General features: G+C 61.1%; 12 protein-coding genes. 9 read left to right on the top strand and 3 right to left on the bottom strand.

Annotated elements, in window-relative coordinates:
- The coding region (locus tag COA55_RS01280; protein WP_290500223.1) for an amidase at positions 1–484 on the bottom strand (484 nt) is incomplete at its 3' end.
- Positions 485–514: 30 nt separating this feature from the next.
- Positions 515–802: an Asp-tRNA(Asn)/Glu-tRNA(Gln) amidotransferase subunit GatC gene (gene gatC / locus COA55_RS01275; protein WP_155133455.1), complete on the bottom strand. Its 288-nt coding sequence runs from the start codon at positions 800–802 to the stop codon at positions 515–517.
- Positions 803–1,044: 242 nt separating this feature from the next.
- Here gatC and COA55_RS01270 point away from each other — a divergent pair, with 242 nt between their 5' ends.
- From COA55_RS01270 to COA55_RS01230, 9 genes are all read left to right on the top strand, one after another.
- Positions 1,045–2,082, top strand: coding sequence for a rod shape-determining protein (locus COA55_RS01270; RefSeq protein ID WP_039927492.1), 1,038 nt, complete (start codon positions 1,045–1,047; stop codon positions 2,080–2,082).
- A gap of 5 nt (positions 2,083–2,087) precedes the next feature.
- On the top strand, positions 2,088–2,930 hold the full coding sequence (gene mreC, locus COA55_RS01265; RefSeq protein ID WP_063539437.1) for a rod shape-determining protein MreC: 843 nt from the start codon (positions 2,088–2,090) through the stop codon (positions 2,928–2,930).
- The gene (gene mreD, locus COA55_RS01260) at positions 2,920–3,411 is read left to right on the top strand and encodes a rod shape-determining protein MreD (protein WP_007150669.1); all 492 of its coding nucleotides are present in this window, start codon (positions 2,920–2,922) and stop codon (positions 3,409–3,411) included. Before mreC ends, mreD begins: the two co-directional genes overlap by 11 nt.
- A gap of 138 nt (positions 3,412–3,549) precedes the next feature.
- The gene (locus COA55_RS01255) at positions 3,550–4,131 is read left to right on the top strand and encodes a Maf family protein (protein WP_290500221.1); all 582 of its coding nucleotides are present in this window, start codon (positions 3,550–3,552) and stop codon (positions 4,129–4,131) included.
- Positions 4,132–4,134: 3 nt separating this feature from the next.
- The gene (locus tag COA55_RS01250; protein WP_290500219.1) at positions 4,135–7,956 is read left to right on the top strand and encodes a YhdP family protein; all 3,822 of its coding nucleotides are present in this window, start codon (positions 4,135–4,137) and stop codon (positions 7,954–7,956) included.
- Complete coding sequence (locus COA55_RS01245; RefSeq protein WP_290500218.1) at positions 7,953–8,810, top strand: carbon-nitrogen hydrolase family protein; 858 nt, start codon at positions 7,953–7,955, stop codon at positions 8,808–8,810. The genes COA55_RS01250 and COA55_RS01245 overlap by 4 nt, the downstream gene beginning before the upstream one ends.
- Entirely contained in the window at positions 8,797–10,242 is a 1,446-nt protein-coding gene (gene tldD, locus COA55_RS01240) for a metalloprotease TldD (RefSeq protein ID WP_290500216.1), read from the top strand. Before COA55_RS01245 ends, tldD begins: the two co-directional genes overlap by 14 nt.
- Positions 10,242–10,703: a cyclic nucleotide-binding domain-containing protein gene (locus COA55_RS01235; RefSeq protein ID WP_007151180.1), complete on the top strand. Its 462-nt coding sequence runs from the start codon at positions 10,242–10,244 to the stop codon at positions 10,701–10,703. The genes tldD and COA55_RS01235 overlap by 1 nt, the downstream gene beginning before the upstream one ends.
- Positions 10,704–10,734: 31 nt before the next feature.
- Positions 10,735–12,228, top strand: coding sequence for a C13 family peptidase (locus COA55_RS01230; protein ID WP_231880741.1), 1,494 nt, complete (start codon positions 10,735–10,737; stop codon positions 12,226–12,228).
- Positions 12,229–12,252: 24 nt separating this feature from the next.
- Here COA55_RS01230 and yjgA read toward each other — a convergent pair whose 3' ends face one another.
- The gene (gene yjgA, locus COA55_RS01225) at positions 12,253–12,792 is read right to left on the bottom strand and encodes a ribosome biogenesis factor YjgA (RefSeq protein WP_063521363.1); all 540 of its coding nucleotides are present in this window, start codon (positions 12,790–12,792) and stop codon (positions 12,253–12,255) included.
- Positions 12,793–12,800 lie beyond the last annotated feature (8 nt).

Below are 12,800 nucleotides of genomic sequence, written 5' to 3'. Positions count from 1 at the left end.
GGGCGCCCAGGCAGGCGGCGGCACCGCCGGAGGAGCCGCCGGGAACCCGCTCCAGATCCCAGGGGTTTTTCACCGGGCCGTAGTAGCTGGTCTCGTTGGAAGAGCCCATGGCGAACTCATCCATATTGGTCTTGCCCAGCATGACGGCGCCTTCGGCGGCCATCTTTTCCACCACGGTGGCGGTGTAGGGGGCAATAAAGTTGTCCAGCATTTTTGAGCCGCAGCTGGTGCGCACCCCCTCGGTGCAGAAAATGTCCTTGTGGGCGATGGGCAGGCCGGTGAGCAGGCCGGCCTTGCCGGCGGCAATGGCTGCGTCGGCGGCATCGGCTTGGGCCAGCGCCTGGGCGTCGGTGACGGTGACAAAGCTGTTGAGGTCGCCGTCGTATTGCTGAATGCGGGCCAGGAAGTGTTCGGTCAACTCCCGGGAGGAGAAATCCCGGTTGGCCAGGCCAGCCTTGAGTTCGGTCAGGGTCTTGTTGTGCATGGTCAGTCAGTCGCCTTTATACGGTCGTCGTTACTCGATGACCCGGGGAACCAGGAAACAGCCGTTTTCGGCTGCCGGGGCAATTGCCAGTGCCTTGTCGCGGATATTGGGCTCCGTGACCACGTCGTCGCGCAGGGGCTGGGTGACGTCCAGAGGGTGGGCCATGGGGGCCACGCCTTCTACGTCCGCCTGCTGCAGTTGGTCTACCATCGCGAGGATGTCATTCAGGCGATCGGACAGGGCGTCGCTGTCCTGGGGGTCCACTTTCAGGCGCGCCAGATGGGCCACCTGGGCAACCACCTTGGAATCAATGGCCATGGTTCTCTCCGTGGTTCTTTCCGTAGGCACCTTGCGCCGAAGGCTGGCGCAGGGGTCGTATGGGGCTTGAAAGGCGCAAAAAGTACCATAGACCGCCTGTCCGGGGCCACTGTCCGCAGAGCACGCCAGCTTGCCCAATGCCCCTGCCGTTGCTAGAGTTGCGCCATCTTATGAGATGCCCGGCTTTTTCCCGCCAGGCATCGTTTTTTCGCGAAAAGTTCAGGAAACTGGCTAGGATGTCCATGATCAAGCGTATTCGGGGGATGTTCTCCACCGATTTGTCCATCGATTTGGGGACCGCAAACACCCTTATTTACGTACGTGGCCGCGGCATTGTGCTGGATGAGCCCTCCGTGGTTGCCATCCGTCACCATGGCGCACAGAAGAGTGTGGCGGCCGTCGGGGCGGATGCCAAGCGCATGCTGGGGCGTACTCCAGGCAATATTACCGCTATCCGGCCCATGAAAGACGGTGTTATCGCCGATTTCGATGTGACCGAGAAGATGCTGCAGTACTTCATCAAGAAAGTGCACGACACCGGGTTTTTCCCGCCGGCACCGCGGGTGCTGGTGTGTGTGCCGTGCAAGTCCACCCAGGTGGAGCGCCGCGCCATTCAGGATTCCGCCTATGGTGCCGGCGCCCGTGATGTGTATTTGATCGAAGAGCCCATGGCCGCTGCCATCGGTGCCGGCCTGCCGGTGGAAGAAGCCCGTGGTTCCATGGTGGTGGATATCGGTGGTGGCACCACGGAAATCGCCCTGATTTCCCTCAATGGTGTGGTGTATTCCGAATCCGTACGTATTGGCGGCGACCGCTTCGACGAAGCGATCGTGGCGTTCGTGCGCAAGGAATATGGCTCGCTGATCGGTGAGTCCACCGCTGAACGTATCAAGCACGAAATCGGTACGGCCTACCCGGGTGCTGAAATCCGTGAAATTGATGTGCGTGGCCGGAACCTGGCCGAAGGGGTGCCGCGCAGCTTCACCCTGAATTCCGAAGAAATTCTGGAAGCCCTGAAAGAGCCGCTGGCGGCTATCGTCAATGCGGTGAAGAACGCACTGGAAGCGTCTCCGCCGGAGCTGGCCTCGGATATTGCCGAGCGTGGTCTGGTGATTACCGGTGGTGGTGCCCTGTTGCGTGATATCGACCGTCTGCTCTCGGAAGAAACCGGCCTGCCGGTGATTGTTGCCGATGATCCATTGACCTGTGTGGCCCGGGGTGGCGGCAAGGCGCTGGAGCTGATGGACAGCCAAGGCTTTGACATGCTGGCCATGGGTTAACTCCCATGGTGGCCCCGGCCAAACCCTCCTACCGACTCATTATCGCGCTGGTGCTTGCCGTCATCATGATGGTGCTGGACCAGCGTACCCCTTGGGCTGCACCCCTGCGCCATGCACTGGGCTACCTGACGGCGCCCATTCATTATCTTGCCCACTTGCCGGTGGACAGTGGTGAGTGGCTGTCTGAGCAGACGCAAAGTCGCGGCACCCTGCTTGACGAAAATCGTCGCTTGCAACGCCAGGCGTTGATTCTGGAGCAGAAAGTGCAGCGTCTGGCGGTGCTGGAAGCCGAGAACGTGCGGCTGCGTGAGCTGCTCAATTCCTCGGCGGATCTGGATGCCAATGTGCTGGTGGCGGAAATCATCGGTGTGGACCCTGATCCTAACCGCCAGGAAATCGTGATCAACAAAGGGGCGGGGGACAATGTTTCCCGGGGGCAGGCGGTGCTCGATTCCCAGGGCCTGATTGGCCAGGTGGTGGATGCCGGCCCGCTCAGCTCCCGGGTGTTGCTGATCACCGACGCCAGCCACGCCATGAGTGTGCAGGTAAACCGTAATGGGGTGCGCGCGGTATTGGCCGGGGTGGGGCAATCCAGCGGTTTGAAATTGTTGTATGTGCCCGACACCGCAGATATCCAGGAAGGGGATCTGCTGGTCAGCACGGGGCTCGGCCAGCTATACCCCCGCGGCTATCCGGTGGCCAGCGTCACCTCGGTGAATCATCAGGCGGGCACGCCGTTCGCGCATATTGCTGCCCGCCCCACTGCGCAGCTGGATCGTGCCAGCCATGTGTTGCTGGTGCAGCCCACGCAAACCCCGGTACGTGCGGAGGCCGACAATGATCAGTGATCGTCCCGCCGGCACCGGCGTTATCATCGTCACCCTGTTGCTGGCGGCACTGCTGGAAGTGATCCCGCTGCCTGCGAGCATAGACTGGGTGCGCCCGGAATGGATGCTGTTGGTGCTGGTGTACTGGGTGCTTTCGTTGCCGCATCGCATTGGTGTGTTGTGGGGCTTTTTTGTGGGGCTCTATCACGACGTGCTGGTGGGTACCACACTGGGGCAGTGGGGGCTGGCCACGGCGCTGGGCGCCTTTGTGATGCTGGCCGCGTACAAGCGCATGCGCGTATTCACCGCATTACAGCAGTGTGCGGTGGTCTTTCTGTTGGTGGGCACGGTGAGCCTGCTGGCGTTTCTGGTACAGGAATCCGTGGGCCGTACCCTGTACCCGCCTTACACCATTCTCTACTCTTCTGTGACCAGCGCGCTGTTGTGGCGTCCGGTATGTGCGGCGTTACGCTGGGTTCAGTTGCGATTTCTAGTACGATAAGCGCGTCGTTCGCAGTGGATAATTGATCGTTGGCAGCGAAACCCCGGATTACTTTGGGCGCGGCTTCAATCTTTCAGTTCTCGGTATTACTGGGTCGCGTAGCTATCAATTGTCCATTATCAACTAGCCGCTAATTCTATGATTCTTTACCTTGCCTCCGGCTCTCCCCGCCGGGCGGAATTGCTCCAGCAGATTGCCGTTCCTTTTACGGTGTTGCCTGCTCCGGCCATCGATGAAACGCCCCGTCCCGGTGAGTTGCCGCTGGACTATGTGCAGCGCATGGCCAGCGAAAAGGCGGAGGTAGGGCTGACCCGCCTGCCGGCACCGGGTGCTGTAATGGGTGCAGATACGGCGGTGGTGTTGGGGGAGCGTATTCTGGGCAAGCCTGCCGATGACGCCGAGGCCCTGGCGATGCTGGCGCAGCTGAGCGGGCAGTCCCATCAGGTGATCTCGGCGGTTTGTCTGTGCCTTGAGGGTCGGCAAGCCGTGCGCCATTCGGTGACGACAGTGCAATTTCGGCCACTGGAAGCCGCGCGCCTGCAGGCCTATGTGGCCACAGGTGAAGGGCGCGACAAGGCGGGCAGTTACGGCATTCAGGGGTTGGGCGGCGCACTGGTGGCATCGTTGTCTGGCAGTTACAGTGGAGTGGTCGGCCTGCCCCTGGAGCAAACAGTGGAATTGCTTGAATGGGCCGACATTCCTTACTGGCAAGTCGACTGACTTATGGCATCGACCCACACTTCACGCTGGCGCCGACTGCTTCCTTCCCTGTGGTGGGCAGCCGCGATCATTTTATTGCTGATGGCTGCCTATGTGGTGGTTGGCCGTCAGTTGATGTTGCTGGTGCCGGATTACCGTGAGCGCCTTGAGCATCTTTTCGAAGAGCGCATTCAGACCCCGCTGACCATTGCCGAGCTGAACGGGACCATGTCCGGCCTGGTGCCCCAGTTTGTGGCTCGCCAGATTCGCCTGCCCGCCCCGGAAGGGGAGGCGCCATTGGTGCTGGATGAAGTGGTGCTCAGCATTGATGTGTTTGGTTCCCTGTGGCACCGGGATCTGGTGCTTGAGGAACTCAGTGTTCGCGGGGTGGATTTGAATCTGGTGCGCGGTGATGACGGCAAGATTCGTCTGCGCGGACTGGATGTGCTCGGGCAGAATGATCCCGAGTCACGGCCGCCGCTGGAACGTATCCTCAAGTTGTTTTACCGCCAGCAATTGCTGTCAGTCAGCGACGCCCGTTTGTCCCTGGAATGGCCGGGCATGCCACCGCTGGCGGCGTCGCAGCTGGATGCCACCATGACCAACACGGGGGGCGAACACCGGTTGGCCGTGCGTGTGGAAGCCCGGGACCGCCCCCTCTCCCTGCTGGCAAAAATACACCTGCACGATGATGCCTACGCGCTGGATGAGGTGGATGCGGATATCTATACCCGCTTCGAGGGCAAGCGCCTGCACGAATGGTTGCCCGAGATAGAAAAAATGCCGCTGGACCTGGGCTCGCTGGATGCATCCGTGGCGCTGTGGGGCACTCTGGAAGGCGGTGAGCCGATCAGCGGACAGCTGCAGGTTGATGTGCCCACGTTGACGCTGACCCAGGCAGATACGGCCTGGCCGTTAACCGGTTTGTCCCTGCGTGCATCACTGCTTCGTGAGGATGATGAGGCGACCCTGTCGTTATCCAATCTGTCCGGCAGGACACCCTCCGGCCCGCTCACGCTGGGCGATATGGCGCTGCGCTGGGAGACCCGGGGCGAGCGCCGGCAGTGGCAGCTGCGCGCCAATGAACTGCCGGTGCACGCCATCAGCCAGCAATTCCAGAGCTGGCCATTCAGCCTGCCGGAGTCTGCCGACAAGGTCCGTAAGCAATTATCGGTGCTGTCTCCGCGCGGAGTGGTAGAGGGGGTGTACCTGAGTGGCCACGCGCGGGATCTGGAACAGTTTCAGGTGCGTTTTGCCGGCCTGGCCAGCCAGGCAGATGACCGGATTCCCGGCGTTGAAGGTCTGAATGGCTGGGTAGCGGGGTCGCCAGATGCCGGGCTGGCGCATCTGTACAGCGATGATCTGTCATTACGGTTGCCGCGCCTGTATGACCACGAGCTGGGTGCCCAGATGGCCGGGGTGCTTGGCTGGCAGCGTCAGGGCGATGCGCTCACGGTGCGCTCCAGCCGCCTGCGTGTGGTGAACCCGGATGTCCATGGCGAGGCCATGGTTGCGGTGACCGTGCGCCCGGAGCAGGTGCCCGAGCTGCGTCTGGCGGCAGAGATTTACGATGGCAACGGTGCCCGTGCCAACCACTACATTCCGTTGAAGCGGTTGCCCGATGGCCTGTCCGGCTGGCTGGGACAGGCTATCGGTGATGGTCATTTGCAGCGGGGCCAGCTGCTCTATCAAGGGCCGGTGAAAATCGATAAAAGCCGGCAGCAAGACCGGACTTTCCAGATGCGTTATCAGGGCGAGGACGTGCGCCTGTCGTTTCTGCCGGACTGGCCACAGGCCACTGGGGTTAACGCGGATGTGTGGATTAATGGCCGGGAAGTGCAAGGGGTGGCCAGCCGGGGAAACCTGCTCAATAGTCAGGTGGCGGATGTGCACGTGGACGTGCCGGCGTTTGATGATGAGAGCGGGCCCCGCGTGATTGTCACCGGTAAGGTTCACGGCCCGCTCAGCGACCTGGATACGGTGTTTCAGGACACCCCGCTGACAGAAAAATTACCCGACGAGGTGAAAGACTGGCGCTATCAGTCCGGCACCATGGGGGGGCAGCTGACGTTGAATATCCCGCTCAAGAAAGGGGAAGGCGCACCCATGGTGATCGTGGATGCGTCCGTGGCCGACGGCCGGGTGGAAAATACGGAGCGCAACCTGTTGCTGACCGAGGTGCAGGCCCCGGTGTATTTCCACCTGCGCGACGGGCTGCAGATGTCGAAGCTCAGCGCCTCCACCCTGGGTGGCAAGGTGACCGGTAAATGGACCACCGACGCGGGCAAGAGCACTCTCGCCCTGGAGGGGGCGGTGCCAGTGAAGTCAGTGCGTGATTGGCTGGGCTTTGGCTGGTTGGCGCCGGCCAGTGGTTCGTTGCCGTTGGCGCTGACCATTCAGGTGCCCTGGCAGGGCACGCCCTTTGCCCTGCACGCGACTTCCTCGCTCAAGGGCGTGACAGTGAAGGCGCCAGCGCCTCTGGGCAAAAGTGCGGCGCAGACCCGGGCGCTGACGCTGGACCTTACCGGCAATGGCCAGCGGCTGGGGCTGCAGTATGGCGATGTTGTGCGCGGCGCCTTTGCGCTGGGTGAAACGATGCGCGGTGACCTTCGATTGGGGGCCGGGGCGCCGCGCATCCCCGCATCTGGCATCGATGTGCATGGGCGCCTGGCCCGCGCCAGCGTGGAACCCTGGATCGATTTTGTCAGCGACCAGCTGGTGCCGGCCATGGAGGGCAAGGCGTCGGATAGTGGCGGTAATGGTGGCCAGCAAGGCGGTCTGAACAAGGTCAATGTGCAGGTGGGCACGCTGGATTTGTTCGGCGTGGATGTGCCCGGAGCGAGCCTGTCGGTGCTGCCCAGCGGCAAAGGTTGGGACCTGGCCCTGAGTAGCCCGTCCGTGGCCGGTTCCATGACCATTCCCGAAGGGTTTTCTGCCCGGGGAGACGCGCCTCTGGATTTGTCCGTATCGCGGATGAATCTGACTTTGCCGGAAAGTGCGGATCCGAAATCCGGGGCGCCGCTGTCGCCGATGAGTCTGCCTGCCGTGGATGCCCGCTTGGCCAACCTGCGTATCAACGGCGAAGACTTCGGTGAATGGCAGGCGGATCTGCGCCCCTCGGCGCAAGGGGTGCGCATCAATAATTTACAGGGCCGCTGGCGGGCCAGCCGGATACAGGGCACGGTGGATTGGACAGAAGAGAGCGGCAATCAGTACACCCGCTTCAACGGGTCGCTGGCGTCCGATAACCTGGGGCGCTCCCTGAGTGCCTGGGGGCTGGCGGAAATGATTGAATCCGATGACGCCAGTGCCAAGGTTTCGCTGGGCTGGCCGCAATGGCCGCTGGCGCCGGATTACCTTGCTCTGGATGGTCAGGCACGGGTGGATATCGGTGAATGCCGGATCCCTGATACCGACACCAAAACCTCGTTTTTGCGGCTTTTGGGTGTTCTCAACCTGGGCACCATTCAGCGTCGATTGCGGCTGGATTTCTCCGACTTGTACAAGAAGGGATTGAGCTGTGACAGCATTAGCGGGGACTTCGCCATCGACGGCCCCCAGGTGTCCACCAGCAACCTGGCCATCGATTCGCCCTCGGCCGCCATTCGAGTGAAAGGGGCCATCGATCTTGAAAAAGAAACCCTGAACCATCAGATGGAAGTGACGTTGCCCCTTTCCAGTAACCTGTATGCCGGGTGTCTGGCCGGGCCTGCCGCCTGTGCCGGTATCTTTGTGGTGGAGCGCATCTGGGGCGATAAACTGGACAAGACTGCGACCATGGAATACCGCGTGAGCGGCAGTTGGTCGAACCCGAAAGTGTCTGAAACTGAAGGGATTTTCGAATGACGGTGTCTAACGCAGCGGTACCGGTTGGCGCACTACAGATGACCAGCGGTAAAGATCCCCAGGCCAACTTGGAGCAGACCGCCGGGCTGCTGCAGGCGGCCCGTGACAAGGGCGCCAGCCTGGCGGTGTTGCCGGAAAACTTTGCGGGCTACGGCGGTGATTACCGGGCGCTGGCGGCAGAGTATGCCATGCTGGAACAATGGCTCTGTGAACAGGCTGCCCGGCTGGGCATGGCGATCATTGGTGGTAGTGTGCCTTCATTGAGTCGCCCGGACGGCGAGCCGGTGCCGGCGCCGCGGGTACGCACGCGCTCTTTGGCGGTAACCGCCGACGGGGAGATCGTTGGCCGTTATGACAAGCTTCACTTGTTTGATGCCCAGGTGCAGGACGCCCAGGGCCAATACCGGGAGTCGGATCTTTTTGAACCCGGTGAAACCATCGTCACCGTGCCCCTGGCCGGTGTGCAGGTGGGTTTGGCGATCTGCTATGACCTGCGCTTTCCGGCCCTGGCCCAGCGCCTGGTGAGCGCCGGTGCCGAGCTGTTGGTATACCCGTCGGCGTTCACTGCCGTGACCGGTGCAGCTCATTGGGAATTATTGCTGCGTGCCACCGCGGTGCAGACCGGCTGTTATGTGCTGGGCGCCAACCAATGCGGGCAACATGGCCCGCGCCGTGCCAGTTACGGCCATTCCATGCTGGTGTCCCCCTGGGGGGACGTGGTGGCAAGCCTGGAGAATGCGCCTGGTGCGCTTGTGGCACCGCTGGACCTTGCTACCATGAACGAACTTCGCCAGCGCATGCCTGTACAGCAGCATCAACGATTACGAATTGAAGGTCCTTATGACGCAAACTGATGACGCTCTTTCTATTGCCGAATCCGTGCTGTTGGCTCCGGCCAATCTGCACACCCCGCAACTGGCGTCACTGCTGAATGGCAAACTGACCGGGCAGGCGGATTACGCCGATATCTATTTCCAGCACAGCCGCCATGAGGCCTGGGTGCTGGAGGATGGCATTGTTCGTGATGCCAGTTTCAATACCGAGCGCGGCGCCGGTGTGCGTATCGTGCAGGGCGACAAGACCGGCTTTGCTTACAGCGATGACATCACCCTGGCGGCATTGCAGCAGGCCAGTGGCGCTGCGCGGGCGATTACCCGGCAAGGGCAGGATCGGCAGATTCAACTGGCCAGCCGCGCGGTAACCCCCCGTTACACCGCCATCGATCCCTTGCTGGGCTGGCCGGCCCAGGAAAAGGTCGCCCTGTTACAGCGCATCGATGCCATGGCTCGCTCCCTGGATCCGGCCATTGTCGAAGTCACCGCCAGCCTCAGTGCGGAACAGGATGTGGTGATGGTGGTGGCCAGTGACGGCACCCTGGCGGCGGATGTGCGCCCGTTGATTCGCTGCAATGTGAGTGTGATTGCGGAGCGGGCAGGCCGCCGTGAGCGCGGTAGTGCCGGCGGCGGTGGCCGTGTGGCCTATGACTGGCTGTTGCAGGAAGAGCGCATCGAAACCTGGACCCGGGAGGCGGTGCGCGGTGCCTTGCTGAATCTGGAGGCCGAAGCGGCGCCGGCAGGGACCATGCCGGTGGTGCTGGGCCCCGGCTGGCCCGGCGTGTTGTTACACGAAGCAGTGGGTCATGGACTGGAAGGCGACTTCAATCGCAAGGGCACCTCCATGTTCGCCAAGAAAATGGGCGAACGGGTGGCGTCGCCACTGTGCTCGGTGGTGGATGACGGCACCCTGATGGATCGCCGGGGTTCCCTGAGTGTGGACGACGAAGGCACCCCTTCCGCCTGCAATACCCTGATCGAGAACGGCAAGCTGGTGGGGTACATGCAGGACAAGACCAATGCCCGCCTGATGGGGGTTGCCCCCACCGGCAATGGACGCCGTGAATCCTATGCGCATCTGCCCATGCCACGCATGACCAATACCTACATGCTGCCGGGCGAGAGCGATCCACAGGACATTATCGCCAGCCTGGATCGTGGCATTTATGCGGTGAACTTTGCCGGCGGCCAGGTGGACATCACGTCTGGCCGTTTTGTGTTTTCTACCAGCGAAGCGTACCTGGTGGAGAAGGGCAAGATTGTCTGTCCGGTAAAAGGCGCCACCCTGATTGGCAGCGGTGCGGAAGTCATGCGCGGCATTTCCATGGTGGGTAATGATCTGGCGCTGGATTCGGGTATCGGCGTGTGTGGCAAGGATGGCCAATCCGTGCCGGTGGGCGTGGGCCAGCCGACCCTGCGCGTGGATGCGCTCACCGTGGGAGGCACCGCCTGATGTCCCAGGTTCTGGATATTCTCTCGCGTATGCGTCTGTTTGCCGGCCTCAGTGATGAGGAGTTGGCGGTGCTGGAAAAACTGGTGTTTGTGAACCGGGTGCCGGTGGGCGATGTGGTCTGCCGGGAAGGCGACCGCAGTGATTTTGTCTGCTTTGTGGTGCGCGGTTGCCTGGATATCGTCAAGGATAATGACGGCGGTGGCGAGGTGGTGATTGCTCATCTGCGCCCCGGTGACTCCATGGGCGAAATGGCGCTGGTGGACCACGAGCCCCGCTCGGCAACCGTGCGCGCAGCGGAAGACGCTACCCTGATTGTGTTGACCCGCAAGGGCATTGAACAATTACGAAAACGCAGCCCCCATGCGGTGAGTCTGGTGATGGAAAATATCGCCCGCCTGCTGTGCACTCACCTGCGCCGTACCTCGTCCCAACTGGCTCAGTTCAAACTCCCCGTGGGCTAATGAAAATCTGTCGCTTATGAGAACTTTGTGTTTGCTCGTATCGCTCGTGTTGCTGGCCGCCTGTGATCCGGTGCAGTTGCCGGCTGATGTGCGTTTGCCCGATGGTGCCGTGTATGAGGGCGATATCGAGGATAACCTGTTCCATGGCCATGGCAGCCTCACCTGGCCCGGTGGTCGGCACTATGAAGGAGAGTTCCAGAACGGGTTGATGGCAGGTGAAGGTCGCCTGGAGAGCCGTAACGGCTGCGTTCAGGAAGGGCACTTTGTTAACGGCGTTTTGAACGGCGAAGGGACCTATACCTGCCAGGATGCCTCCTACCAAGGGCAGTTCAAGGACGGAGAGCTTATCAAGGGTTCGGTGACGTATCTGGACGATAATTCCTACCAGGGGGAGTTCCGTGATTTTCAACCGCACGGGAAGGGGCTCTGGGTCACCGCATCAGCCGAACAGTTTGAAGGCACCTTTGCCGACGGTTACATGGTCAAGGGGACTTACCGTAACGAGGAAGGTTACCACTATCAGGGCGAGTTCGATTTCTTCACCTTTGAAGGCAAAGGGGAGCTGACCCGTCCGGATGGCGTGGTAATTCATGCGTCTTTTGAAAACGGCCATGCGGAAGGCCCGGGGACGCGCACGCGGCCCAGTGATGAGGGCAAGCCCGTGGTGGAAAAGGGCTTTTTTGTGCAGGGCGATTACTACCCCAGTGAAAAAGCCTGGCGGCAGCGCAAGCAGCAGCAGGCGGCGGCCATGGAAGCGCGGTTGTATACCGAATCCAGCCGATTACAGTCTGTCTTGTCCTCGTTGGCGCCCCAGCGGCCCGGTGTGCGCGATGTCTATTTGCTGGTAGTCGGCGGTGACGGCACCGAAGCGGTGTTTGCCCGTGAGGTGGACTGGGTGGCGGAACGGTTGGGTTCGGTGTTTGATTTGAAGCGCCGCCATGTACGCCTGATCAACGGTGGCAGTGATGAGCTGCCTTTGGCCACCCGCACCAGTGTGCAGGAGAGTCTCAAGGCGCTGGATGCCTTGCTGGACCCTGAGGAAGATTTATTGCTGGTGCATTTTGTCAGCCATGGTGCCCGTAACGGTGATCTGCTGCTGGATGATAAAAGCCTCAAGCTTAACAATCTCGCCGTGACCGATGGCAAGCAGTGGTTGAATGGATTGTCTGCCCGGCATCAATGGCTAATCGTGTCTGCCTGTTATTCCGGCAAGTGGGTGGAAGGCCTGGCGTCGCCGGAGCGGGTCGTGTTTTCCTCTGCGGCGGCGGATCGCACTTCGTTCGGTTGTGGCGATGATTCCGAACGGACCTGGTTTAGCAAGGCGTTATACGGCGAAGTGATGGCAGCCGGGATCAATGATCCGCAAGCCTGGTTCGAAGCAGCCAACGAAAAAGTGTCGCTGATGGAGAAAGAACAGGGCATCGAAGGTGACGCCCATTCCCAGCCACAGAAAGCCGTGGGTGAGCAGTTTTTACGTTGGTGGCAAGCGGATAAAACCGCCCTGATGGTACCGGAGCGGCGTTGATATCGCTTTGGATCACGTGCCGAGTCAGTACAGCGGTGCGGTTTTATCCAGCTGGTTGAGGTAATTGATTAGCTTGCGTCGCTCGCGCTTGAATTTTTCCTTTTCCGCAGGCGGTGCAGCAGCGGGGTCTTTCACTCGCGCTTTCAGAGCGTTACGCGTCAGGTTGCGCAGTTGCTGGCGGTCGCCGTGGGGAAAGAACTCCAGAATTTGTTGCAAGGTGCTTTCCGCATCTTTGGGTTGCTCGCAGGCCGCAATCTGCTCCACCCAGTTGCTGAGGCGCTGCTGGCGAAAAGGGTCATTGAGGAGCTCCAGCGCCTGAATGATCTGTTCGCTGTTGGTTTCGCGAATGAGCCGGCCGATGTATTGGGCATGACGGCGGCGTGCTTCGTGGCTGGTGATGCGTGTGGCTTCAACCAGCGCGTATTGCAGATCGTCACGCAATGGCAGGCGCTCTCGCTCCACCTGTTTCATGTCCATCAGTAACAGACCCAGCTCTTGCAAGGCATTGTCTTCGCGTTTTTGCTGGCCCTTGCTGGTGATCTGGTCGTCGCTATACTCGGTCATAACTGTTT

This window comes from Alcanivorax sp. (genome assembly GCF_002733835.1).
In the GTDB taxonomy this organism is placed as follows: Bacteria; Pseudomonadota; Gammaproteobacteria; order Pseudomonadales; family Alcanivoracaceae; genus Alcanivorax.
Note: the sequence above shows the minus strand (reverse complement) of the source record. Positions and strands in the feature narration are given on the sequence as shown.

Coding starts and splice junctions, on each gene's coding strand:
- mreD (WP_007150669.1), top strand. CDS start 2,920: ATGATCAGTGATCGTCCCGCCGGCACCGGCGTTATCATCGTCACCCTG.
- mreC (WP_063539437.1), top strand. CDS start 2,088: ATGGTGGCCCCGGCCAAACCCTCCTACCGACTCATTATCGCGCTGGTG.
- COA55_RS01250 (WP_290500219.1), top strand. CDS start 4,135: ATGGCATCGACCCACACTTCACGCTGGCGCCGACTGCTTCCTTCCCTG.
- COA55_RS01235 (WP_007151180.1), top strand. CDS start 10,242: ATGTCCCAGGTTCTGGATATTCTCTCGCGTATGCGTCTGTTTGCCGGC.
- tldD (WP_290500216.1), top strand. CDS start 8,797: ATGACGCAAACTGATGACGCTCTTTCTATTGCCGAATCCGTGCTGTTG.
- yjgA (WP_063521363.1), bottom strand. CDS start 12,792: ATGACCGAGTATAGCGACGACCAGATCACCAGCAAGGGCCAGCAAAAA.
- COA55_RS01255 (WP_290500221.1), top strand. CDS start 3,550: ATGATTCTTTACCTTGCCTCCGGCTCTCCCCGCCGGGCGGAATTGCTC.
- COA55_RS01245 (WP_290500218.1), top strand. CDS start 7,953: ATGACGGTGTCTAACGCAGCGGTACCGGTTGGCGCACTACAGATGACC.
- COA55_RS01270 (WP_039927492.1), top strand. CDS start 1,045: ATGATCAAGCGTATTCGGGGGATGTTCTCCACCGATTTGTCCATCGAT.
- gatC (WP_155133455.1), bottom strand. CDS start 802: ATGGCCATTGATTCCAAGGTGGTTGCCCAGGTGGCCCATCTGGCGCGC.